General features: G+C 68.4%; 18 protein-coding genes and 1 tRNA gene. 2 read left to right on the top strand and 17 right to left on the bottom strand.

Translation table 11 applies throughout. From position 1 onward, the window contains the following. Window positions 1-10 precede the first annotated feature (10 nt). Window positions 11-1,750 carry an acyl-CoA dehydrogenase gene (locus ACLBX9_RS26950; RefSeq protein ID WP_447721040.1) on the bottom strand — a complete coding sequence of 580 codons (1,740 nt, stop codon included), beginning with the start codon at window positions 1,748-1,750 and terminating at the stop codon, window positions 11-13. Window positions 1,751-1,884: 134 nt separating this feature from the next. On the opposite strand from ACLBX9_RS26950, the gene ACLBX9_RS26945 reads away from it, so the two are divergent. Then, a complete protein-coding gene (locus tag ACLBX9_RS26945; protein WP_447721039.1) occupies window positions 1,885-2,883 on the top strand; it encodes an L-threonylcarbamoyladenylate synthase in 999 nt (332 codons plus the stop codon). Window positions 2,884-3,033: 150 nt separating this feature from the next. Here the strand turns inward: ACLBX9_RS26945 and wrbA are convergent, their stop codons facing one another. Next, window positions 3,034-3,630 (bottom strand): NAD(P)H:quinone oxidoreductase, encoded by a 597-nt coding sequence (gene wrbA / locus ACLBX9_RS26940; protein ID WP_447721038.1) that lies wholly within the window; start codon window positions 3,628-3,630, stop codon window positions 3,034-3,036. A gap of 151 nt (window positions 3,631-3,781) precedes the next feature. On the opposite strand from wrbA, the gene ACLBX9_RS26935 reads away from it, so the two are divergent. Next, on the top strand, window positions 3,782-4,654 hold the full coding sequence (locus ACLBX9_RS26935) for a LysR family transcriptional regulator (RefSeq protein ID WP_447721037.1): 873 nt from the start codon (window positions 3,782-3,784) through the stop codon (window positions 4,652-4,654). A 6-nt stretch (window positions 4,655-4,660) separates the two neighbouring features. On the opposite strand, the gene greA is transcribed toward ACLBX9_RS26935, so the two are convergent. The 15 genes from greA to tuf form a co-directional block, all read right to left on the bottom strand. Further along, the gene (gene greA / locus ACLBX9_RS26930) at window positions 4,661-5,134 is read right to left on the bottom strand and encodes a transcription elongation factor GreA (protein ID WP_447721036.1); all 474 of its coding nucleotides are present in this window, start codon (window positions 5,132-5,134) and stop codon (window positions 4,661-4,663) included. Between the two features lie 48 nt (window positions 5,135-5,182). Continuing rightward, window positions 5,183-6,169, bottom strand: a complete 987-nt coding sequence (gene acuI / locus ACLBX9_RS26925; protein WP_447721035.1) for an acrylyl-CoA reductase (NADPH) — start codon at window positions 6,167-6,169, stop codon at window positions 5,183-5,185. Between the two features lie 67 nt (window positions 6,170-6,236). Further along, a complete protein-coding gene (locus ACLBX9_RS26920) occupies window positions 6,237-6,830 on the bottom strand; it encodes a hypothetical protein (RefSeq protein WP_447721034.1) in 594 nt (197 codons plus the stop codon). 215 nt (window positions 6,831-7,045) lie between these two features. Then, window positions 7,046-8,143: a cell wall hydrolase gene (locus ACLBX9_RS26915; protein WP_447721052.1), complete on the bottom strand. Its 1,098-nt coding sequence runs from the start codon at window positions 8,141-8,143 to the stop codon at window positions 7,046-7,048. A gap of 434 nt (window positions 8,144-8,577) precedes the next feature. Then, the gene (gene rpoC, locus ACLBX9_RS26910) at window positions 8,578-12,786 is read right to left on the bottom strand and encodes a DNA-directed RNA polymerase subunit beta' (RefSeq protein ID WP_010686893.1); all 4,209 of its coding nucleotides are present in this window, start codon (window positions 12,784-12,786) and stop codon (window positions 8,578-8,580) included. A gap of 174 nt (window positions 12,787-12,960) precedes the next feature. Then, the gene (rpoB, locus tag ACLBX9_RS26905) at window positions 12,961-17,085 is read right to left on the bottom strand and encodes a DNA-directed RNA polymerase subunit beta (RefSeq protein WP_447721033.1); all 4,125 of its coding nucleotides are present in this window, start codon (window positions 17,083-17,085) and stop codon (window positions 12,961-12,963) included. 245 nt (window positions 17,086-17,330) lie between these two features. Next, window positions 17,331-17,711: a 50S ribosomal protein L7/L12 gene (gene rplL / locus ACLBX9_RS26900; RefSeq protein ID WP_010686895.1), complete on the bottom strand. Its 381-nt coding sequence runs from the start codon at window positions 17,709-17,711 to the stop codon at window positions 17,331-17,333. Window positions 17,712-17,759: 48 nt separating this feature from the next. After that, window positions 17,760-18,278 carry a 50S ribosomal protein L10 gene (rplJ, locus tag ACLBX9_RS26895; protein ID WP_010686896.1) on the bottom strand — a complete coding sequence of 173 codons (519 nt, stop codon included), beginning with the start codon at window positions 18,276-18,278 and terminating at the stop codon, window positions 17,760-17,762. A gap of 533 nt (window positions 18,279-18,811) precedes the next feature. Then, window positions 18,812-20,455: a B12-binding domain-containing radical SAM protein gene (locus tag ACLBX9_RS26890; RefSeq protein WP_010686897.1), complete on the bottom strand. Its 1,644-nt coding sequence runs from the start codon at window positions 20,453-20,455 to the stop codon at window positions 18,812-18,814. A gap of 231 nt (window positions 20,456-20,686) precedes the next feature. Continuing rightward, window positions 20,687-21,385: a 50S ribosomal protein L1 gene (gene rplA / locus ACLBX9_RS26885; protein WP_010686898.1), complete on the bottom strand. Its 699-nt coding sequence runs from the start codon at window positions 21,383-21,385 to the stop codon at window positions 20,687-20,689. Between the two features lie 11 nt (window positions 21,386-21,396). Next, on the bottom strand, window positions 21,397-21,846 hold the full coding sequence (gene rplK / locus ACLBX9_RS26880; RefSeq protein ID WP_010686899.1) for a 50S ribosomal protein L11: 450 nt from the start codon (window positions 21,844-21,846) through the stop codon (window positions 21,397-21,399). 219 nt (window positions 21,847-22,065) lie between these two features. Continuing rightward, a complete protein-coding gene (gene nusG, locus ACLBX9_RS26875) occupies window positions 22,066-22,599 on the bottom strand; it encodes a transcription termination/antitermination protein NusG (protein WP_039894690.1) in 534 nt (177 codons plus the stop codon). 56 nt (window positions 22,600-22,655) lie between these two features. Further along, the gene (secE, locus tag ACLBX9_RS26870) at window positions 22,656-22,952 is read right to left on the bottom strand and encodes a preprotein translocase subunit SecE (protein WP_010686901.1); all 297 of its coding nucleotides are present in this window, start codon (window positions 22,950-22,952) and stop codon (window positions 22,656-22,658) included. A 182-nt stretch (window positions 22,953-23,134) separates the two neighbouring features. Further along, a tRNA-Trp gene (locus tag ACLBX9_RS26865) sits at window positions 23,135-23,211 on the bottom strand. Between the two features lie 338 nt (window positions 23,212-23,549). Next, window positions 23,550-24,740, bottom strand: coding sequence for an elongation factor Tu (gene tuf / locus ACLBX9_RS26860; protein ID WP_010686902.1), 1,191 nt, complete (start codon window positions 24,738-24,740; stop codon window positions 23,550-23,552).

Below are 24,740 nucleotides of genomic sequence, written 5' to 3'. Positions count from 1 at the left end.
GCCCCGCTCCTCAAACCGCCAGCGCCAGCGCGGCGTCGTCCGTGAAGGCGCCGCCGGCGACCACGCTCTGCTCCAGCCCGGAAGCGGCAACCAGGAGGTTCTCGGCGTAGAACCGGGCCAGCGCGATCCGCGCGGCGTGGGCCGGGTCGGTCTCGCCGGCGGTCCGGGCGGCGCTCGCCGCGAGCGCGCTCCGGGAGAGGCAGGCGCCGCCGAGCGTCAGGCCGAACAGGCGCAGATACGGGCCCGCGCCCGCCAGTGCCGTCTCGGGGCGGTTCGAGGCCAGCGCCGCCAGCTGATGACTCGTGGCCCGGTCAAGGCTGCCGATCGCGTCCCGCAGTCGCGGCGCCATGTGGCCGAAGGCAGGGTCGCCCGCCTTGAGCAGGCCCTCGGCCGCCCGGCGCATCCAGGCGATCTGCGAGCGGGCAGTGGCGCCGCCGTTCAGCGGCAGCTTGCGGGCGGTGAGATCGATGGCCTGGATGCCGTTGGTGCCCTCGTAGATGCCGAGGATACGCGCGTCGCGCATGAGCTGCGCCGCGCCGGTCTCCTCCACGAAGCCCATGCCGCCATGGACCTGCACGCCCAGCGACGTCACCTCGTTGGCGAGGTCTGTGGAGAACGCCTTGGCCACCGGGGTCAGCAGGGAGGCGCGGTCGAGGGCGGCCTGCCCCTCCAGCGCCTTCGACGCGTCGAGGGCGGCGGCGGTGAGGTAGCAGATCGCGCGGGCCGCCGCCGTGTAGGCCTTCATGGTGAGCAGCATCCGCTGCACGTCCGGATGGGCGACGATGGGGCTCGTCGCCTCCGCAGCCCCCACGGCCTTGCCCTGCCGCCGCTCCTGCGCGTAGGCCAGCGCCCGCTGCGTCGCGGCCTCGGCGACGCCGACCCCCTGAAGGCCGACGCCGAGCCGGGCCGCGTTCATCATCGTGAACATGCAGGCGAGGCCCTTGTTCTCCTGGCCGATCAGCCAGCCGGTCGCCCCGCCCTGGTCGCCGAACGCCATGGAGCAGGTCGGCGAGGCGTGGATGCCGAGCTTGTGCTCGATGCCGGAGCAGCGCAGGTCGTTGCGGGTCCCGTCCGGCAGAACCTTCGGGACCAGGAACAGCGAGATGCCCCGCGTGCCGGCGGGCGCGTCCGGCAGCCGCGCGAGCACGAGGTGGACGATGTTATCGGCGAGATCGTGCTCGCCGTAGGTGATGTAGATCTTGTTGCCGGTGATCCGGTAGGTGCCGTCGCCCGCGGGGACGGCGCGGGTCCGCAGCAGGGCGAGGTCGGAGCCCGCCTGCGGCTCGGTCAGGTTCATGGTGGCGGGCCATTCGCCCGAGACGAGCTTTTCCAGATAGCGCGCCCTGAGGTCGTCGGAGCCGTGGGCCGCCAGAGCCTCGATGCCGCCCTGGGTCAGGAGCGGGCAGAGGCCGAAGGCGAGGTTGGCGCCGTTCCACATCTCGGTGCAGGCGGCCTCGATCAGCTTCGGCAGGCCCTGGCCGCCGTGGTCGGCCTCGGCCGAGAGCCCGTTCCAGCCGCCCTCCGTGAAGGTATGGTACGCCTCCCGCCAGCCCGGCGGGGTGGTGACGCGCCCGTCCGTGAAGGGCGTGCCGTGCCGGTCGCCGACCCGGTTGAGGGGCGCGATCACCCCGCCGGCGATCCGCCCGGCCTCTGTGAGGATCGCCTCCGCGTCCTCGGGATCGACGGCGTCGAGCCCGGCCACATGCCGGAGGGTGAACAGCATCTCCGGAACCGGGGCGCGGTAACTCATACGATCCTCCCTCGACGCGGCCCGCACGGTCATTCGCCGGGCGGGTTTGACCGCGCGCGCGTGCCGGGGCTACGGCGGTTCGAGGATAGGCGGGCGCGCCGCGCGCCGCCATCACCTCGGAGACGGCTTCCCGCATGAATGATCCCGGGTCAACGGTCCCGGCCGCGACCCGGAGGCTCGCCCCCGACGCGTCCGGCCTCGGGGAGGCCGCCGCACTGCTGCGCGCGGGCAGCCTCGTCGCCTTCCCGACCGAGACGGTCTACGGCCTCGGGGCCGATGCCACGGATGACGCCGCCGTGGCGCGGATCTTCGCCGCCAAGGAGCGCCCGCGCTTCAACCCGCTCATCGCGCATCTGCCCGACACGGAGGCCGCCCTGGCGGAAGGCGCCTTCGACGCGCAGGCCCGCCGCCTCGCCGAGGCCTTCTGGCCGGGCCCGCTCACCCTGGTCGTCCCGGCGTGTCCGGGCATGCGCGTCTGCGACCTCGCCCGCGCCGGGCTGGGAAGCGTCGCCCTGCGGGTGCCTGCGCATCCCCTCGCCCGGGATCTACTGGCCGCCGTCGGCCGACCCGTGGCGGCCCCCTCGGCGAACCGTTCGGGCCGGGTCAGTCCGACCCGGGCGGACCATGTCCTCGACGATCTCGCGGGCCGGATCGCCGCGGTGCTCGACGGCGGCGACACGCCGGTGGGCGTCGAGTCGACGGTTGTGGCCTGCCTCGGCGGGCCGCCGCGCCTGCTGCGTCCGGGCGGCATCACCCGCGCGGCGCTCCGCGCGGTCCTGGGCTCCGATCCGGCGGCGCCCGATCCGGCCGACGCCGACCGGCCGGCCGGGCCAGGCCTGCTCGCCTCGCACTATGCGCCCCGGGCACAGGTCCGGCTCGACGCGACGCACATCGAACCGGGCGAGGCGGCGCTGCTCTTCGGACCGGAACGCCAGCCGGGCCATGACCGGGCCCGCGCCGCGCTGAACCTCAGCCCGTCGGGCGATCTGGCCGAGGCGGCGGCGCGCCTGTTCGGCGCGTTGCGCGACCTCGATGCCGCGGGGACCGCCACCATTGCGGTGGCGCCGATCCCCGCAGAGGGTCTCGGAGAGGCGATCCGCGACCGTCTCGCGCGGGCCGCGGCGCCGCGCTGAGGGCCGAGATTGGGGCGGAGATTTTTTCCGCCACGGCGGAACAGACCCTGGGCCCATCCGTTTATTGGTCACGAAGGCCTTCTCAGCCCCCATATGGCCTTTTCCCTTTCAGGCTCGGAGCAATCCGAGCCTTTTTTCTTGGACCCTCCATCAGGCCAGCTTGGCGGCGATTCCAGCCACGTGGCGGCCTTGGAAGCGGGCGCCCTCCAGCTCGACGGCGCTCGGCTGGCGCGAGCCGTCCCCGTCCGCGATGGTGCTGGCGCCGTAGGGTGTGTTGCCCTTGACCGCCTCGACGCCGGCCTGCCCCTGGAAGCTGTAGGGTAACCCAACCACGACCATCCCATGGTGGAACAACACCGTGTGGAAGCTCGTCAGCGTCGTCTCCTGGCCGCCGTGCTGGGAGGCGGTCGAGGTGAAGACCGAGCCGACCTTGCCGACCAGCGCGCCCTTCATCCAGAGTCCGCCCGTCTGGTCGATGAACTGCTTCATCTGCGAGGCCATGTTGCCGTACCGGGTCGGCGTGCCGAAGATGATCGCGTCGTATTGGGGCAGCTCGTCGACGGCAGCGACCGGGGCGGCCTGATCGAGCTTGAAGTGATTCTGGCGGGCGATCTCCTCCGGCACCAACTCGGGCACGCGCTTGACGACCACGTCGGCCCCGGCCTCGCGGGCGCCCTCGGCGACGGCGTAGGCCATCTGCTCCACGTGCCCGTAGGTCGAGTAGTACAGCACCAGAACCTTGGCCATGTGCGGATCTCCAAGATGTTTCTTGAACGATGAGGCTTGAACGGCCGGCCGTATCGTCCGGCGGCACGGTACTCACCCATGGCGTGTTTTGGGTCTTGCAAGAACGCCTTCGGATGCAAGAGTGGTCTTGCATGAATGCAAGGATCGCCGCGTGGCACTCGATTGGGACGCGTTCCGGCTCGTCAAGGCGGTGGCCGACCGGGGCGGCCTGACGGCGGCCGCGGGAGACCTGGGGATCAACCCGTCCACGGCGTTCCGGCGCCTGGGTGCCCTGGAAGCACATCTCGACGTGCGCCTGTTCGAGCGCCTGCGCACCGGCTACGTGCCCACGGCGGCCGGCGGGGCGATGATCGCGGCGGCCACGCGGATCGAGACGGATGTCACGGATTTCGCGCGCTCGGTGGCCGGCCTGGGCGAGACGCCGTCGGGCGAGCTGCGCGTGACGGCACCGGCGAACTTCGCCACCGGCCTGCTGATGCCGATCCTGGTGGCCTTCCGCGCCCGGTATCCGAAGATCCACCTCAACCTGATCCTCGCCGAGGAGGCGCTGAACCTGTCCCGCCGGGATGCCGACGTGGCGATCCGCGCGAGCCGCGATCCGAGCGAGACGCTCGTCGGGCGCCGGCTCAGCGGGATCGCCTGGGCGATCTACGGCCAGGCCGGACGGGATTACGGCGACCTCGCTCAGGAGACCTGGGTCAGCGCCAGCCCGGCCGTGGCGGGCGGCGTGCTCGCGCGCTTCGTGGAGGCGCGGGCCGCACCCGAGCGGATCGCGTTGCGGATCAACACGGTGACGGGCCTCGACGCGGCCGTGGCCGCAGGCGTCGGGATCGGTCCGCTGCCCTGCTTCGGGGCCGACGCCGACCCGGCGCTGCGGCGCCTGTCGGGCCCGGAACCGGACCTTGGTGTCGGTCTCTGGTTGCTGACGCATCCGGACCTGCGCCACGCGGCACGGGTCCGGGCCTTCATGGAGCATGTCGCCGAGGCGATCGTACCGCTGCGACCGCGCTTCGAGGGCCGCTGAGCCGGCTCAGCGGATCTCGATCAGCTCGACCTCGTGACCATTGACCTCGACCACATCGCCGATGGTCTTGCCGGTGAGGGCGCGGGCCAGCGGCGCCACGTAGGAGATCGAGCCCTTGTGCGGATCGGCCTCGTCCTCGCCGACGATGCGGAAGGTCTGCCGCGTCTCCTTGCCGGCCTCGTCCTCGCGGATCACCGTGACGGTGGAGCCGAACTGAACGGTGTCGCCGCCTTTCGGCTCCACGAGCTGCGCGGTGTTCTTCCGGGCCGCCCAGTAGCGCAGGTCGCGGCCGATCCGGGAATCCTCGGCCTTGTCGGCGGGATCCAGGGACGCGACCTCCTTCTCCAGACGCGCGACCTCGGCCTCGATCTGGGCCAGGCCCTCCGGAGTCACGAAGTTGGTGTGGGGTGAGATCGGACGGTCGGGAAGGTTCTCGAACGCTTCTCCACCCTCAGGCTCTTTGACGAATGCGACGCTCATGGAGACTGAAACAGGAATGCTTAGGCTTCGGTTCCGGACGCGGCGATGCTATCCGACCTCGACCACGGTCCGCCCCCGCACCTTGCCCGCAAGGATCTCCTCGCCGAGGCGTCCGACCTCCTCCAGGCCGACCTTGCTCGTCATGGCGGCGAGCTTGGCCAAATCGAGATCCCGGGCGAGCCGCGCCCAGGCCTCGCGCCGCTTCTTCTGCGGGGTGGTGACGCTGTTGATGCCGAGCAGCGAGACGCCGCGCAGGATGAAGGGTGCCACCGAGGTCGGCAGGTCCATCCCCTGCGCCAACCCGCAGGCTGCCACGGCGCCGTCGGCCTTCGTCATGGCGAGCACGTTGGCGAGCGTGGTGGAGCCGACCGCGTCGACTCCCGCCGCCCAGCGTTCCTTGCCCAGCGGTTTGCCGGGCTTCGACAATTCGGCCCTGTCCAGGATCTCGGCAGCCCCGAGCCCCTTCAGGTACTCCGCCTCGCCGTCCCGCCCCGTCGAGGCGATCACGTGCCAGCCCGCCCGCGCCAGCAACGCCACGGCCACCGAGCCGACGCCGCCGGAGGCGCCGGTGACGATCACCGGCCCCTGGTCGGGTGTCACCCCATGGGCGTCGAGGGCCATGCAACACAGCATCGCGGTGTAGCCGGCGGTGCCCACCGCCATGGCCTGCTCCGCCGTGAGCCCCTGGGGCAGCGGCACCAGCCAATCGCCCTTCACGCGGGCGCGCTGCGCGTAGGCGCCGAGATGGGTCTCGCCGACGCCCCAACCGGTCAGGACGACGGCATCGCCCGGCTTGTACTCGGGGTGGTCCGACGACTCCACGATCCCGGAGAAGTCGATGCCCGGGATCATCGGGAAGCGGCGCACCACCGGCGACGTGCCGGTGAGCGCGAGACCGTCCTTGTAGTTCAGGGTCGAGTGCGTCACCCGCACGGTGACGTCGCCGTCCATCAGGTCGGACTCGTCGAAGTCCCGGAAGGCCAGGCTCTGCCCGGCCTCGTTCTTCTCGACCACCCAGGCCTTGAACGTTCCCATCGTCACCTCCCGCATTGCGCGGTGAGGTGTAGCCGGGACGTCCGGAATCAAGACGGCCGGGACCGGATCAGTATCCGTCGTACTGGCTGCCGTACGAGAAGCCGAGGGCGACTCCGACGTCAGACGAACTGGCGCCGGTGATGCCGAGCGCGTCCGGGATCGAGCCGACCAGCGGGCCGCCATACGCGGCCGGGCGGTAGCCGTAGCCAGCTCCGTAACCGCCGACAGGCGCCCAACCGGCGCGCGCCGGCGCCACCAGGACGCGGCGGCTCACGCTGGCATATTCCGGCGGAATCGTCTCGGGGATCGACTGCGGCGGACGCACCAGCACGGTCCGGGTGCGCACCGCGAAGCGCGGCGGCGTCGTCACCCAGCAGCCGATCAGCTCTCCGCCGGGGCCGCGGCTCGTCTGCCAGAACCGGCCGCCGGGCGAGACCATCACGCGCTCCGACACGGTGTCGTAGACCGGCGGGACGGTGCGGTAGACCGTGCGGGGCGGGCGGACCAGTACGTTCTCCTGCACGGTGTCGTAGACCGGCGGCGTCACCACGCGGCGGTAGCATTGGGAGCCGTAGCAGCCGCCGGCTTCGGCCGGTGCGGCGAACATCAGGCCCCCGATAGCGGCGGCGAACAATGCGGAGCGAGCGACCGGCGCGGTCATGGGAGTCCTCTGGTACGCGATACAGCGAGACGCTGCGCGAAGGCGGCGCTCGTCTCGACGTACCAGAGGCCAGACTCGTTGCCCGACGCGCAAGCATTATCGGAAATGAAGGTAAAATTAACCCTCGGTTTCGACTGCTTAGACGTCGCCTGCTTAGGTAGAATTCTCAGTTCATTCCACAGACTTCATTGTGAAAGCCGCTCGGCGGCCTGGGATCACGTCTGCCCCGCCTTGAGCTGATAGAAGATGTGGCGCCCGATCACGTCCATCTTGCGCAGGCGGCGAGCCCAGCCGGGCCGTACGTAGTCGGCATGGTAGTGGGTCGCCGCGCCGACCTCGGCGAGGTAGGTGCGTCCCTCGATGACCGAGCGGGCGATGCGGGTGGCGGTCTCCCAGGCGCCGGCATCGGTGATGCGCAGCGACTTGCCCTCGCAGGCGAACGAGAACTGGCAGCCCATGTAGTGGTGCCGGTTCTGGTAGACGACGCCGCAGACGTTGCTCGGGTAGAGGCCACTCTTCACGCGGTTGAGCACCACCTGCGCGACGGCGGCTTGGCCGGCCTCCGGCTCGCTCCGGGCCTCGAAATACACAGCTTCGGACAGGCAGCGCTGCTCCTTGTCGAGGGAGTTCGGGTCGATCAGGTCGGCGTAGCGCCGCCGCGCATCTTCCGGGACCGGCTGGGCACCGTCCGGGCGCTCGGTGCGGATCGCGAAATCGGGCAGGGCGAGGCTCGCCGCCGCGACCTCGACGGGGATCGCGTCCGCGGGCGCCGGGGTGGTGGAGGACAGGGCAACGGCACGCGGCACGGGCGGGGTCGATCCGTCGAAGCGCGCGGGGTCGCCGTCCTCGGTGAGATCGGCCGTGCCCTCGCCCGTCGAGGCGGCGGTGCCGGCACCGGTGGTCAGGCCGAGATCGGGCACGGGGACGAAGGCGGCGTCCGGCTCGGAATCCGGATCCCAGACCGCGGAGCCTTGCGTCAGCACACCCGTGACGCTGCCGGTGACGTCGCCGAACACGAGGGCGCCGCCTGCTTTCCGCAGGTTCGCAGCCCGACGGGCGAAGCTCTCCGCGGGCGGTCGGGCCGGATTACCCTTGCCGCTCCGCTGGACCATCGGGAAGACATGCGCGCCGGTTTTGAACACCGCCTGAGGCGGCTCGTCGCCGAGCCGGCGCAGGGCCGAGCCGATCAGCAGGGTGCCGGGTGGCAGCGGCGGCACGGTGTCGGCGTCGATCACGCCGAGACGGCTCGATCCGATGGCGTTCTCCGTGCCGGCATCGGCCGTGAACGACACCAGGAGGCCGAGCCCGACCATCCAGGGCGTCATGGCCGCCGAGAGCCAGCGGAGGCTCGATTCCCGTCGTCCCCGTCTCGTGCCCACGACGCCTGACCCGCACTCACGCACCTGACCCGACCCGATCCTCCCCGTTTCCAGGGTGTTTCTGCGGCCGTGCTGGATTTATCGCGCGGTATGGTTGAGTTGCGGTTAAGGCGGCCGACTGCGTGGTGTCTCGATGCGGCTTTGGGTTGAACGCTGCAGTCGACACGTCCCTGTCCGTCATCACGAGCGCAGCGAAGCGACCCAGGGCAGCGGGACGTCAGGACGCGCGGCGCCGCCCTGACTTGCTTCGCTCCGATCGCAGAGACGGCGCTCACGTCGTCGATGGGAAACGGCCGAACAACGCGAGCCCGGAACGAAAAAGGGCGGCCCGAAGGCCGCCCTCTCTCAACGCAAACCGGCCGGCTGCCTCACTCGGCGGCGGGCGGAAGCTCCTCGACCGGCACCGCGCCGCTCTCGGTCTGCTTCTGCTGCAGGATCATCGCGTCGCGGCGGCGGGCGATGGCGCGGATGTCCGCCACCATCGAGCCGGTGCCGGCCGGGATGAGCGAGCCGACGATGACGTTCTCCTTCAGGCCTTCCAGGGTGTCGACCTTGCCGTTGACCGCCGCCTCCGTGAGGACGCGGGTGGTCTCCTGGAACGAGGCCGCCGAGATGAACGACTTGGTCTGCAGCGACGCCTTGGTGATGCCGAGCAGGACCGGAACGCCCTGGATCGGCTTCTTGCCCTCGGCAAGCAGCTTCTCGTTGAAGTCGGTCAGCTCGGTGCGATCGATCTGGTCACCCGAGAGGATGTCCGAGTCGCCGCCGTCGGTCACCTCGACCTTCTGCAGCATCTGACGGACGATCACCTCGATGTGCTTGTCGTTGATCGACACGCCCTGCAGCCGGTAGACCTCCTGGATCTCGTTGACGAGGTAGGCCGCGAGTTCCTCCACGCCCTTGATCGCCAGGATGTCGTGCGGCGCCGGGTTTCCGTCGACGATGTAGTCGCCGAGTTCCACCACGTCGCCGTCCTGCAGGTGGATGTGCTTGCCCTTCGGGATCAGGTACTCGACCGCCTCCGAACCGTCATGCGGCGTCAGCGTGAGCCGGCGCTTGTTCTTGTAGTCGCGGCCGAACGCGATGGTGCCCGACTTCTCGGCGATGATCGCCGCGTCCTTCGGGCGCCGGGCCTCGAACAGCTCCGCCACCCGCGGCAGACCGCCGGTGATGTCGCGGGTCTTGGCCGAGTCGGTCGAGACGCGGGCGAGGATGTCGCCGGCCTTGACCGTCGCGCCGGGGTCGAAGCCGATGATGGCGTCGACCGGCAGGAAGTAGCGGGCGTCCGAGCCGCGGGGCAGCTTGAGCGCCTTGCCGTCCTTGTCGACCACGACCATCGCGGGCTTGAGGTCCGAGGTCCGGGCCGAGCCGCGCCAGTCGACGACGACCCGCTTGGCGATGCCGGTCGACTCGTCGGTGGTCTCGGTCATGGACTGGCCGTCGACCAGATCCTCGTAGGCCACGATGCCGTCGACCTCGGTGAGGATCGGACGGGTGTAGGGATCCCACTCGGCGATCCGCTGCCCGCGCTTGATCTTGTCACCCTCGTCGACGCGGAGCTTGGCGCCGTATTGCAGGCGGTGAACCGCCCGCTCGACCCCGTCGGGCCCGACGATGACCACCGCCACGTTGCGGCCGGTGGCGATCAGATCCCCGTCCGTGTTCTTGGCGATCGCCCGGTTGCGGATCTTGATCGTGCCCTCGAAGCTCGACTCGATGAAGGACGAGTCGGCGATCTGGGCCGCACCACCGATGTGGAAGGTGCGCATCGTGAGCTGCGTGCCCGGCTCGCCGATCGACTGCGCCGCGATGACGCCGACGGCCTCGCCCATGTTGACGGGCGTGCCGCGGGCGAGGTCGCGCCCGTAGCAGGTGGCGCAGACGCCGCTCTTGGTGGCGCAGACCAGCACCGAGCGGATCTTCACCTCCTGGATGCCGGCGGCGTTGATCGCCGGCAGGTGCCGCTCCTCGATGGTCTCGCCGGTCTTGACGATCACCGTGCCGTCCGCAGCCACGAGATCCTCCGCCGTGGCGCGGCCGAGGATGCGGGTGGCCAACGTCGCCACGACCTGGCCGGCATCCACGATGGCGCGCATCTTGATGCCGCTCGTCGTGCCGCAATCCACCTCGCGGATCACCGCGTCCTGCGCCACGTCGACGAGGCGCCGGGTCAGGTAGCCGGAATTGGCGGTCTTCAGAGCGGTGTCGGCCAGGCCCTTACGGGCACCGTGCGTGGAGTTGAAGTACTCCAGAACGTCCAGGCCTTCCTTGAAGTTCGAGATGATCGGGGTCTCGATGATCTCGCCCGACGGCTTGGCCATGAGGCCGCGCATCGCCGCGAGCTGCTTCATCTGTGCAGGCGAGCCGCGGGCGCCCGAGTGGCTCATCATGTAGATCGAGTTGACCTGCTTGTCCGCACCCTTGTCGTCCTTCTGGACGGCCGAGATGCGGCCCATCATCTCGGCGGCCAGCTTGTCCGAGCACTTGGCCCAGGCATCGACGACCTTGTTGTACTTCTCGCCCTGGGTGATCAGGCCGTCGTTGTACTGCTGCTCGTAATCCTTCACGAGCGCGCGGGTCGTGTCCACGATCGACCACTTGTTCTCCGGCACGACCATGTCGTCCTTGCCGAACGAGATGCCGGCCTTGAACGCGTGGGTGAAGCCCAGCGCCATGATCCGGTCGCAGAAGATCACCGACTCCTTCTGACCGCAGTGGCGGTAGACGGTGTCGATCATCGCCGAGATCTCCTTCTTGGTCATCAGCTTGTTGACGACGTCGAAGGGCACCTTCCGGTGCTTGGGCAGGGCGCCGGACAGGATCACCCGGCCCGGGGTGGTCTCGTAGGTCTTGGTCAGGGGCTCGCCGTCCGGGCCGATGCCGGTCCAGCGCCACTTGATCTTCGAGTGCAGCGACACGGCCTTGGCGGCCAGGGCATGCTCCAGCTCGCCCATGTCGCCGTAGACGCCCTGCATCGGGTTCTTGGCGTTGCCGGCCTTGAACTCGCCCGGCGCGCCCTCGGCCACGATCGACAGGTAGTAGAGGCCGAGCACGATATCCTGCGACGGCACGATGATCGGCTGACCGTTGGCTGGGTGCAGGATGTTGTTGGTCGACATCATGAGGACGCGCGCTTCCAGCTGCGCCTCGAGCGACAGGGGCACGTGCACGGCCATCTGATCGCCGTCGAAGTCGGCGTTGAACGCGGCGCAGACCAGCGGGTGCAGCTGGATCGCCTTGCCCTCGATCAGCTTCGGCTCGAACGCCTGGATGCCCAGGCGGTGGAGCGTCGGTGCGCGGTTCAGCATCACCGGGTGCTCGCGGATCACCTCATCGAGGATGTCCCAGACCTCCGGCTTCTCCTTCTCGACGAGCTTCTTGGCCTGCTTGACGGTCGCGGAAAAACCCTTGGCGTCGAGGCGCGCGTAGATGAACGGCTTGAACAGCTCCAGCGCCATCTTCTTGGGCAGGCCGCACTGGTGCAGCTTCAGCTCCGGACCGACCACGATGACCGAGCGGCCCGAGTAGTCGACGCGCTTGCCGAGCAGGTTCTGGCGGAACCGGCCCTGCTTGCCCTTCAGCATGTCGGCGAGCGACTTCAGCGGGCGCTTGTTGGCACCCGTGATGACGCGGCCGCGGCGGCCGTTGTCGAACAGCGCGTCGACGGCCTCCTGCAGCATCCGCTTCTCGTTGCGGATGATGATGTCGGGCGCGCGCAGCTCGATCAGCCGCTTCAGGCGGTTGTTGCGGTTGATGACGCGGCGGTACAGGTCGTTCAGGTCGGAGGTCGCGAAGCGGCCGCCGTCGAGCGGGACCAGCGGGCGCAGGTCCGGCGGGATCACCGGCACGACCGTGAGGATCATCCACTCGGGGCGGTTGCCGGACTGCTGGAACGCCTCGATGATCTTGAGGCGCTTCAGCAGCTTCTTGGGCTTCAGCTCCGAGGTGGTGACGGCGATCTCCTCGCGCAGATCGTTGGCGATCTTGTCGAGGTCGAGCTCCTGCAGGATGCGCCGGATGGCCTCGGCGCCGATCATGGCGGTGAACGAGTCCTCGCCGTACTCCTCCTGGGCGCGCAGGTACTCCTCCTCCGTCAGGAGCTGACGCTCCTTCAGGGGGGTGAGGCCCGGCTCGATGACGCAGTACGACTCGAAGTACAGGATCCGCTCAAGGTCCTTGAGCGCCATGTCGAGCAGCAGGCCGATGCGCGACGGCAGCGACTTCAGGAACCAGATGTGGGCGACGGGGGCGGCCAACTCGATGTGGCCCATGCGGTCGCGCCGGACGCGCGCGAGGGTGACCTCGACGCCGCACTTCTCGCAGATGACGCCCTTGTACTTCATGCGCTTGTACTTGCCGCACAAGCACTCGTAGTCCTTGATCGGCCCGAAGATGCGCGCGCAGAACAGGCCGTCGCGCTCGGGCTTGAAGGTCCGGTAGTTGATGGTCTCGGGCTTCTTGATCTCGCCGTACGACCAGGAGAGGATCTTCTCCGGAGACGAGATCGAGATCTTGATCTGGTCGAAGCTGACCGGCGTGGCCTGCTGGTTGAAAAGGTTCATGACCTCTTGGTTCATGATCCGCTCCTTGTTGACGCCGGCAGCCCCGCGCCGGGCCACCGCGTCCTGAAAACAATCCGGCGCCGCGCCCCGCGCGGACGCTGCTCACCGTCGTCGAACCCTGGAAGGCCCCTCCCCTCCCCGCTCGACCGTGGCGGCGGTGCTCCGCCGCCACGGGAGGTTTTTGCTGGCTTACTCGGCCGCGTCGGCCGGGGGCTCAAGCTGGTCGTTGGCGGCCTTCTTGGAGGACGTCAGCTCGACGTTGAGGCCGAGGGAGCGCATCTCCTTGACGAGCACGTTGAACGACTCGGGGATGCCGGCCTCGAAGGTGTCGTCGCCGCGGACGATCGCCTCGTAGACCTTGGTGCGGCCGGCCACGTCGTCCGACTTCACCGTGAGCATCTCCTGCAGCGTGTAGGCCGCGCCGTAGGCCTCCAGCGCCCAGACCTCCATCTCGCCGAAGCGCTGACCGCCGAACTGCGCCTTGCCGCCCAGCGGCTGCTGGGTGACGAGCGAGTACGGGCCGATCGACCGGGCGTGGATCTTGTCGTCCACGAGGTGGTGCAGCTTCAGCATGTAGATGTAGCCCATCGTCACCTTGCGGTCGAAGGGCTCGCCGGTGCGCCCGTCATAGAGCGTCGACTGCGCCGAGCGGTCGAGACCGGCCATCTCCAGCATCTGCTCGATGTCGGCCTCCTTGGCGCCGTTGAACACCGGGGTGGCCATCGGCACGCCGCGGCGGACGTTGTTGCCGGCCTCGGCCAGCTCCTCGTCCGTCAGGCCGTCGAGCTCGCCGGGGGAGTAGATCGCCTTCATCTCCTCCCGCAGCGGCGCGATGTCCTGCGACTTCAGATAGGCATCCACCGCCTTCGACACCTTGCGACCCAGGCCCGCAGCCGCCCAGCCCAGGTGCGTCTCCAGGATCTGGCCGACATTCATGCGCGAGGGCACGCCCAGCGGGTTGAGCACGATGTCGGCATGCGTCCCGTCCTCCAGGAACGGCATGTCCTCGATCGGCACGATCCGCGACACGACACCCTTGTTGCCGTGACGGCCGGCCATCTTGTCGCCCGGCTGGATCTTGCGCTTCACCGCCACGAAGACCTTGACCATCTTCATGACGCCGGGGGGCAGCTCGTCGCCGCGCTGCAGCTTCTCGACCTTGTCGAGGAAGCGCTGCTCAAGGCGCTTCTTCGACTCGTCGTACTGCTTCTGCATCGCCTCCATCTCGGTCATGAGACGGTCGTCGATGACGGCGAACTGCCACCATTGCGAGCGCGGGTAGTCGTTGATCAGCTCGCGGGTGAGCGTGGTGTCCTTCTTGAAGCCCTTCGGGCCGGCCACCGGCGCCTGACCGATCAGCACGTCCGACAGGCGGGCGTAGGTGTTGCGGTCGAGGATCGCCTGCTCGTCGTCGCGGTCCTTGGCGAGCCGCTCGATCTCCTCGCGCTCGATCGCCTGGGCGCGCTCGTCCTTGTCGACGCCGTGGCGGTTGAACACGCGGACTTCCACGATGGTGCCGGTGACGCCCGGCGGCACCCGCAGCGAGGTGTCGCGCACGTCCGAGGCCTTCTCGCCGAAGATGGCGCGGAGCAGCTTCTCCTCCGGCGTCATCGGGCTCTCGCCCTTCGGGGTGATCTTGCCGACGAGGATGTCGCCCGCGTTCACCTCGGCACCGATGTAGACGATGCCGGCCTCGTCGAGGTTCTTGAGCGCTTCTTCCGAAACGTTCGGGATGTCGCGGGTGATCTCCTCCGGCCCGAGCTTGGTGTCGCGGGCCATCACCTCGAACTCCTCGATGTGGATCGAGGTGAACACGTCATCCTTCACGATCCGCTCGGAGAGCAGGATCGAGTCCTCGAAGTTGTAGCCGTTCCACGGCATGAACGCGACGAGCACGTTCCGGCCCAGCGCCAGCTCGCCGAACTCGGTCGAGGGTCCGTCGGCGATGATCTCGCCCTTCTTCACGAACTCGCCGACGCGGACCAGAGGCTTCTGCGTGATGCAGGTCGACTGGTTGGAGCGCTGGAACTTCTGCAGCCGGTAGATGTCGACGCCCGGCTTGTTGGCGTCGGCCTCTTCCGTGGCGCGGATGACGATACGGGTGGCGTCCACCTGGTCGATGATGCCGGCGCGGCGGGCCGCGATGGCGGCGCCGGAATCCCGGGCGACCACCGCCTCCATGCCGGTGCCCACGAACGGGGCGTCGGCGCGGACCAGCGGCACCGCCTGGCGCTGCATGTTCGAGCCCATGAGCGCGCGGTTGGCGTCGTCGTTCTCCAGGAACGGGATCAGCGCCGCGGCCACCGAGACGAGCTGCTTCGGCGACACGTCCATGAGGTCGACGCGCTCAGGACCCACGACGATCACCTCGCCGGCCCGGCGGCAGACCACGAGGTCCTCCGTGAGCTTGCGGGCCTCGTCCATCTGGGCGTTCGCCTGGGCGACGTAGTACTTCGCCTCCTCCATGGCGGAGAGGTAGGCGACCTCGTCGGTGACCACGCCGTCGCGCACGCGGCGGAACGGGGTCTCGATGAAGCCGTACTTGTTCACCCGCGCGAAGGTGGCGAGCGAGTTGATCAGGCCGATGTTCGGGCCTTCCGGCGTCTCGATCGGGCAGATGCGGCCGTAGTGGGTCGGGTGCACGTCGCGCACCTCGAAGCCGGCGCGCTCGCGGGTCAGACCGCCCGGGCCAAGCGCCGAGAGGCGGCGCTTGTGCGTCACCTCGGAGAGCGGGTTGGTCTGGTCCATGAACTGCGACAGCTGCGACGAGCCGAAGAACTCGCGCACGGCCGCGGCCGCCGGCTTCGCGTTGATCAGGTCCTGCGGCATGACCGTGTCGATATCGACCTGGCTCATGCGCTCGCGGATGGCGCGCTCCATGCGCAGGAGGCCCAGGCGGTACTGGTTCTCCATGAGCTCGCCCACCGAGCGGACGCGGCGGTTGCCGAGGTGGTCGATGTCGTCGACCTCGCCCTTGCCGTCGCGCAGCTCGACCAGCGCCTTGACCACCGCCAGCATGTCCTCCTTGCGGAGCGTGCGCACGGTGTCGGCGGCGTCGAGGTCCAGGCGCATGTTCATCTTCACGCGGCCGACCGCCGAGAGGTCGTAGCGCTCGGAATCGAAGAACAGCGAGTGGAACATCGCCTCGGCGGTGTCGAGGGTCGGCGGCTCGCCCGGGCGCATGACCCGGTAGATGTCGAACAGCGCGCCTTCGCGGCCGGAATTCTTGTCCACCGCCAGCGTGTTGCGGATGTAGGGACCGACATTGACGTGGTCGATGTCGAGCACCGGCAGCTCGGCGGTGCCGACATCCTCCAGGCTCTTCAGGAGCTTCTCGGTGATCTCCTCGCCGGCCTCGGCCCAGATCTCGCCGGTCTGGGTGTTGACCAGATCCTCGGCGATGTACTGGCCGACGAGATCCTCGTCGGTCGCCTTGAGGAACTTGGTGCCCTTCTCGGTGATCTGGCGGGCGTTGCGGGCGTTGAGCTTCTTGCCGGCCTCCAACACGACCTCGCCGGAATCGGCGTCGATCAGGTCGACCGTGGCCTTCATGCCCTTCATGCGCTCGGCGTCGAAGGGCACGCGCCAGTCGGCGCCGTCGCGGTCGTAGACGACCTTGTTGTAGAAGGTCGACAGGATTTCCTCACCGTCGAGCCCCAGAGCATAGAGCAGCGACGTCGCCGGCAGCTTGCGCTTCCGGTCGATGCGGACGTGCACGATGTCCTTGGCGTCGAACTCGACGTCGAGCCAGGAGCCCCGGTACGGGATGATGCGGGCGGCGAACAGGAGCTTGCCCGACGAGTGGGTCTTGCCCTTGTCGTGGTCGAAGAACACGCCCGGTGAGCGGTGCATCTGCGAGACGATGACGCGCTCGGTGCCATTGACGATGAAGGTGCCGTTCTCCGTCATCAGGGGCATGTCGCCCATGTAGACGTCCTGCTCCTTGATGTCCTTGACCGACTTGGCCTGGGTGTCGGGATCGACGTCGAACACGATGAGGCGCAGGGTGACCTTCAGCGGGGCCGCGAAGGTGATGCCGCGCTGGCGGCACTCGTCGACGTCGTACTTCGGGGCCTCGAAGGTGTAGCGGACGAACTCGAGCAGCGCCGTGGAAGCGAAGTCGGAGATCGGGAACACCGACTTGAACACGCTCTGCAGCCCCTCGTCGGCGCGCCCGCCCTCGGGCTCGTCGACCATCAGGAACTGGTCGTAGGACGCCTTCTGAACCTCGATGAGGTTCGGCATCTCGGCAACTTCCTTGATCTTGCCGAAGAACTTCCGAATGCGCTTGCGACCGACCAGCGTGTTGGCCATGTGACCTCGCTCCTACCCGCGTGCCTCGCGCCCGGGGAAGCGTTCCCGAAAGGGACCTCCCGCACCGGGCCGTGACGCGCGCCCCGCCGGGCCGCGCCACCGAACCGAATCTCTTGTCGGCCCTTTTCAGGACCATCCGCCGAAGCGGCCTAAAGCCCGCGGGCGCTGCACCCGCGGGCTCCAGTCACGACAGGCTCGCCGGGAGCCTCCGTGGGGTGATGGGCCGGTGCCGGCCCATCGTCGACTTACTTGAGCTCGACCTTGGCGCCGGCCTTCTCGAGCTGGCCCTTGAGCTTCTCGGCCTCGTCCTTGGCGACGCCTTCCTTGATCGGCTTCGGCGCGCCCTCCACGAGGTCCTTGGCCTCCTTGAGGCCGAGGCCGGTGATCGCGCGGACCTCCTTGATGACCTCGATCTTCTTGTCGCCGGCCGAAGCCAGGACAACCGTGAACTCGGTCTGCTCCTCGGCGGCGGCGGCAGCGCCACCACCGGCAGCCGGACCGGCAGCGACGGCGACGGCGGCAGCCGCCGAGACGCCCCACTTCTCCTCGAGCATCTTGGCCAGGTCAGCGGCCTCGAGCACGGTCAGCGAGGACAGGTCGTCGACGAGCTTGGCGAGATCAGCCATGGTGAATTCCTCTCAATATCGGTTCGAACGGATGGATTTTGAAGGGCCTCAGGCGGCCTCGTCCTTCTTGGCATAGGCCCCGAACACGCGGGCGAGCTTGGCCGCCGGCGCATTGACGACCTGGGCCACCTTCGTCGCGGGAGCCTGGATGAGGCCCACGAGCTTGGCGCGCAGTTCGTCGAGGGACGGGAGCGAGGCGAGCGCCTTCACGCCGTCCGGGTTCAGGGCGGTCTTCCCCATCGCGCCGCCGAGGATCACGAGCTTGTCGTTGGCCTTGGCGAAATCGACCGCGACCTTCGCGGCTGCGACCGGATCGCCGGAATAGGCGAGCAGGGTCGGGCCCTTCAGGAGCGGCTTGATGGAGGCGACGTCCGTGCCATCGAGTGCGATGCCGGCGAGGCTGTTCTTGGCGACCTTCACGGTGGCGCCGGCCTGCTTCATCTGCGAGCGCAGCTTCTGCATGTCGGCGACCGTGAGGCCCTTGTAGTGGGCCACGACGACGACGGCGCTCTGATTGAACACGCCGTTGAGCGTCGAGACGAGATCAGCTTTAGCTGTCCGGTCCACTGGGCTCTCTCCGGTTGGCAGAACCCGGTCTCGGGTCCGCCGGTTGCACATGCCGCCCGGACGTGATCTCGGCCGTAAGACCGGGAACGTCCGAACGACGCTTCGCGGCCCTGTCCCCGCGCGTGCCCCTGGAGGCCGCCTCGGGCGAGTTGGTTCAAACCGACAACCCCTCCGCGGCGCGAGCCGAGGCGGAGCGTTTTCGAATTCGGTCTTCCCCGTCTGTGCAGGCTGGCGGATTAAGCCGGCGAACCGGCACCTGCAGTCTCGGACAGGACATGGCCGGACAAGGCTCCGCGGGGCTCGTCGCCCCTAGGATCCTTCCGGCCAGTGCCACCCGGTTGCCCGGGCGACATTTCGAGCGGAAACCGGCCGATCGGCCGTCTCCTTCCGTGAGGATGAAATGCGTGAGGCGCGGTGTATAGAGCCTAGCAAGCCGCCTGCCAAGGGCCGAAGCGCGACTTTTCCGCCGCAGGCAAGGACTTGCGCGGGAGCCTTGCCCTGACGGCATCGCTCCGCGCGGTCCGGATCCAGAGCTACGCCGCCTCCCGCTCCGGCACCAGCTTCCGCCGTGCCGCCTCCCACCAACTCCGGTCGCGGGCGGCTTTCGCCTCCGCAGCCTTGGCGGCGTAGAAGGAGGCGTTGTGCTCGCCGCGCAGGGCTTCCCGGGTGAAGCGGATCAGGTGGTGGGCCACGAAGCCCATGTTGAACACCGCCTCGATCTGCCCGCGCTTCAGCGCGTAGCCGGCCGCGCTCCAGAACGGCTTGCGGTAGTCGGAAAAGATCCCGACCCGGGTGATGATGTTGAAGCCGAGGATCAGGCCCCGGCGCAGGTTGGTGAAGGTGAGCTTGCCGGCGGTCGGCGTGGTGATGCGATTCGGGTAGGTCACCGCGCACTGGTGCTTGAAGCGCTCGAAGATTTTCTCGGGCTCGTAGGCGTGCGTGATGGCGCGGCGCCAGCTTCCCACCACCAGATCGTGAGGGCGCTTGAACAGCACGTTCGATTCCAGCGCCGCGTCGTGGACGAGACGCCCCTCGCGCTCCAGCCGGTCCCAGAGCGGGGTCTTGGGCAGAGCCTGCAGCAGGTTGATCGTCAGCACGGGGATCGCCGAGCGATCGATGAAATCGATCAGGTTCTGCTCGGACTTGTCGGTGTCGGAATCGAGACCCAGGATGATGCCTGAGGTGACCTCCAGCCCGTAGGAATTGAGGGTCTCGATCGCCTCGTACATCGGCACGGCGGCGTTGTGGGTCTTGTCGATACCCTTGAGGGCGTCCGCCTCCGGGGTCTCGATTCCGACAAACACCGTCATGAAGTTCGCCTGCCGCATCAGCTCGAGGATCTCGGGCTGCTTGGCCATGTTCAGCGTCGCCTCGCAGGCGAACTGGAGCGGGTAGTTGTTCTTCTTCTGCCAAGCCACGAGATGCGGCAGCATCTCGCGGGTCGCCTTGCGGTTGCCGATGAAATTGTCGTCGACGAAGTAGACCACTGCCGGATGGCCCGGCTGGCTGACGATGGCGTCGAGCTCGGCGCACATCTGCTCGGGGCTCTTCAGACGCGGCTGGCGGCCGTAGAGCTGGGGAATGTCGCAGAACTCGCAGCGATAGGGGCAGCCCGAGGAGAATTGCAGCGAGCCGATCAGGTATCGCTTGAGCGGTGCTTGCTCGTAGGCCGGGGCCGGGAAGTCCGCGAGCGCGAGGCGGTCCTTCGTCTCCAGCACCACCTGGGCAGGCGGGGGAGTCAGGTCGGCATCGAGGCGCGCGACGAGCTGGTCGGTGGCGTCACCGATCTCGCCGATGTGAAGGTAGTCGAAATCGCCGTACTTCTCCGGGGCACCCGAGACCGAGGGACCGCCCAGCACCGTGACCTTGCCGGCGGCGCGAGCGCGGTCGCGGATGTCGTGGATCTGCGGCTCCTGGATGTGCATGCCGGAGACGAACACCGCGTCCGCCCAGGCGAAGTCGACCGGACCGGCGCGGCGGATATTCTCATCGATGAACCGGCATTCCCAAGCCTCCGGCATATAGGCCGCGATCAGCAGCAGCCCCTGCGGCGGCATGAACGCCTTCACCCCGCCCATCAGCGGGTAGGCATGTGAGAATGTCCCGAAGGACGGTGTGTAGGCGGGAAAGACGCACAGGATGCGTCGCTTGGAGGTGACCGTCAGGGTGCATCGCATGGCGGCCTATCTAGCACAGCCATGCGCCTTGGCGCCCCCCTCGGCGGTTAAGAATGGCGTGAGGAAGCGTGGTGCCGCTGTCGCGGCGATTTCTGTGCTGGGTCCCGGGTCGCATTCCGCCGGCTCGCCAACATGTCGACGTCGGAAATTCGCTCCACCCTCGCCCCCGCAAAGCAAAACGCCCGGCCGTTTCCGGCCGGGCGCTCCGCAGCGTAGAGGCTTCGCCTTAGCTCAGGCGGTCAGAACCGTGCTCGGCTCGACCTTCACGCCCGGGCCCATCGTCGAGGTGACGGCGATGCGCTGGACGTAGGTGCCTTTGGCGCCCGCGGGCTTGGCCTTGGCGACCGCGTCCGCAAACGCTTTGATGTTCTCGACGAGCTTGTCGGCGTCGAACGAGACCTTGCCGACGCCGGCATGGACGATGCCGGCCTTCTCGACGCGGAACTCCACCGAGCCGCCCTTGGCGCCGGCCACCGCACCCTTCACGTCCATGGTGACGGTGCCGACCTTCGGGTTCGGCATCAGGCCGCGCGGGCCCAGCACCTTACCGAGACGGCCGACCAGCGGCATCATGTCGGGGGTCGCAATGCAGCGGTCGAACTCGATCTTGCCGCCCTGCACGATCTCCAGGAGATCTTCGGCGCCGACGATGTCGGCACCCGCTGCCTTGGCGTCGTCCGCCTTGGCGCCGCGGGCGAAGACCGCGACCCGCACCGTCCGGCCGGAGCCGTTCGGCAGGTTGCAGACGCCGCGGACCATCTGGTCGGCGTGACGGGGATCGACGCCGAGGTTCATCGAGACCTCGACGGTCTCGTCGAACTTCGCGGTCGCTCGCTCCTTCACCAGCTTGATCGCCTCGTCGAGGGGATAGAGCTTGGTAACCTCGATGCCCTCGCGGGCGGCGCGGATGCGCTTGCCTTCCTTAGCCATGCTGCCCTCCCTTACGCGACGACTTCGAGGCCCATGGCCCGCGCGGAGCCACGGATCATCGCGACGGCCGACTCGACCGTGTCGCAGTTGAGGTCAGGCATCTTCTTCTCGGCGATCTCGCGGAGCTGCGCCTCGGTGATCTTGCCGACGGTCGGGCCCTTGCCCGGTGTCTTGGAGCCGGAGGCCGGCTTCTTGCCGAGCTTCAGGCCGACGGCCTTCTTCAGGAAGAAGGTGACCGGAGGCTGCTTCATCTCGAAGGTGAAGGAGCGGTCCTGATACGCGGTGATGATCACCGGGATCGGGGTGCCCTTCTCCATCTGCGCGGTCTTCGCGTTGAAGGCCTTGCAGAATTCCATGATGTTGAGGCCGCGCTGACCGAGCGCGGGACCGATCGGCGGCGACGGGTTCGCCGCGCCGGCCGGGACCTGAAGCTTCACGTAGCCCGTGATCTTCTTCGCCATGGGACTGCTCCCAATGAGGATCCGCCCCCACGCGGCCTGAAGCGCGGCGGGTCGGACGGTTGCAGGTCGCGGTGCGAGCCGTGGATCCCGGAGGCGAGGCCGGGCGGGTCTCCCGCGGGGTTTAGCGAGTAGGAAGTAGCGAATAGCGAATAGGGCTATCAGCCCGGCGGGGCACCTGCGTCCCTACTCGCTATTCGCTACTCCCTACTCGCTCTACGATCAGGCCTTCTCGACCTGGGCGTATTCCAGTTCCACCGGTGTGGCACGGCCGAAGATCGACACGGCCACCTTCAGGCGGGAACGGGCCTCGTCGATCTCCTCAACGGTGCCGTTGAAGCTGGCGAACGGACCGTCCGAGACCCGGACGGTCTCGCCGATCTCGAAGGAGATCGAGGGCTTGGGCCGGTCGACGCCCTCGGCGACCTGGCCCTTGATCCGCTCGGCCTCGGCGTCGGGAATCGGCACCGGCTTCGACTTGTCGGCCCCGAGGAAGCCCGTGACCTTCGGGGTGTTCTTGATGAGGTGGTAGACCTCGTCGGTGAGATCGCACTTCACCAGCACGTAGCCGGGGAAGAACTTGCGCTCGGCATCGACCTTCCGGCCGCGGCGCACCTCCACGACCTTCTCGGTCGGGACCATCACCTCGTCGAACAGCTCGGTCAGCCCGCGCTGGGCCGCCTGGTCCTTGATGGACTGGGCGACCTTGTTCTCGAAGTTCGAGTAGGCGTGGACGATATACCAGCGCTTCGACACGGTTCCGTTCAACTCCGACAAGTCCGCGAGGTCTCCCTCGTCCGATTGGGCCGCCCTCAGACGCCCAGGATCAGGCCGACCACGAAGCGCAGGGCTTGGTCCACCACCGTGAAGAACACGCTCGCGGCCACGACCATCACGAAGACCATGATCGTCGTAATGGTGGTCTCGCGGCGGGTCGGCCACGTGACCTTGCGGGCCTCGTCGCGAACCTGCGCGAAGAACTCGCCCGGCGTGGCCCGCTTCTGCGGCGTCCGGGTCGGCGTCGCCGGCCGGGCCGGCGGCGGATTCGCGGGTCCGCGGGCTGCGCCGCGCACCAGGTCCACCTTCTTGGTCGCTTCGTTCGATGCCATGGCGCCAGTGTCTGTGCGTGTTCGGCCCCGAGGCAGAGACCGCATCCGGGAATGCGAATGTCGGCGCCGAGGACCCGGATGGGCCCGCACCGACGGTCGCTTCAGATCTCGGATTGCGCCCGCTCTAGCGCAACTCCCCCGGCTTGTCGACCGGGCCGCCGCGCGGGATCGGGTTGAATGTCTGGCAGGAGTGGAGGGACTCGAACCCGCAACCTCCGGTTTTGGAGACCGGCGCTCTGACCAGTTGAGCTACACTCCTAGCGCACCGCCCAATGCCCCATCGCGGCCCGGCTTGCAAGGGGCTGCTTGCGGGAAGCGGGGCTTCGGAGCCGTTCTCGCGGCGCTCCGTCCGCTGGATCCCGGATCAGGTTCCGCTTCGCTCCAGCTGTCCGGAAAAAGGGGGCACGCAGGATAAATCCCGGCCTTTTCCTGGGCGCATGCAGCGCCAGCGGAATACGCCCCGGGACCGAGCACGAGGATCGCCGCGAGAGCGCATCCCTCAACGGGCTTGTCGGTCCCAGACGACAACGCCGGCCCCCGATAGGTCGGGGGCCGGCGCGAAGGCGAAGCGGCGCGAAACGCCGCCCCAATCAATCGTCAGTCGTTGATGGCGGCGACGACGCCGGCGCCGACGGTGCGGCCGCCCTCGCGGATGGCGAAGCGCAGCTTCTCCTCCATGGCCACCGGCACGATCAGCGCCACGTCCATGGTCACGTTGTCGCCCGGCATCACCATCTCGGTGCCCTCCGGCAGCGTGCAGATCCCGGTCACGTCCGTCGTGCGGAAGTAGAACTGCGGCCGGTAGTTCGTGAAGAACGGCGTGTGGCGCCCGCCCTCCTCCTTGGTCAGGATGTACGCCTCGGCCTTGAACTTCGCGTGCGGCTTCACCGAACCCGGCTTGCACACCACCTGGCCGCGCTCCACGTCCTCGCGCTTCGTGCCGCGCAGGAGAACGCCGACGTTGTCGCCCGCCTGGCCCTGGTCGAGCAGCTTGCGGAACATCTCCACGCCCGTGACCGTCGTCTTCGTGGTCGCCCGGATGCCGACGATCTCGACTTCCTCGCCCACCTTCACGATGCCGCGCTCGACGCGGCCCGTCACCACCGTGCCGCGGCCCGAGATCGAGAACACGTCCTCGATCGGCATCAGGAACGGCATGTCGATCGGGCGCTCCGGCTGCGGGATGTAGCTGTCCACCGTCGCCATCAGCGCCAGCACCGCCTCCTTGCCGATCTTGGGCTCCTTGTCCTCCAGCGCCATCAGCGCCGAGCCCTTGGTGATCGGGATGTCGTCGCCCGGGAAGTCGTACTTCGAGAGAAGCTCGCGCACCTCAAGCTCCACCAGCTCCAGCAGCTCCTCGTCGTCGACCATGTCGACCTTGTTGAGGAACACCACCAGAGCCGGAACGCCGACCTGACGCGCCAGCAGGATGTGCTCGCGCGTCTGCGGCATCGGGCCGTCGGCCGCCGACACCACCAGGATCGCGCCGTCCATCTGCGCCGCGCCCGTGATCATGTTCTTCACGTAGTCGGCGTGGCCGGGGCAGTCCACGTGCGCGTAGTGCCGGTTCGAGGTCTCGTACTCCACGTGCGCCGTCGAGATCGTGATCCCGCGCGCCTTCTCCTCCGGCGCCTTGTCGATCTGGTCGTAGGCCGTGAACGTCGCCCCGCCCGTCTCCGCCAGAACCTTCGTGATCGCCGCCGTCAGCGACGTCTTGCCGTGGTCAACGTGCCCAATCGTGCCGATGTTGCAGTGCGGCTTGGTGCGGGAGAACTTTTCCTTGCCCAT

The organism is Methylobacterium sp. A49B, assembly GCF_053346215.1.
Note: the sequence above shows the minus strand (reverse complement) of the source record. Positions and strands in the feature narration are given on the sequence as shown.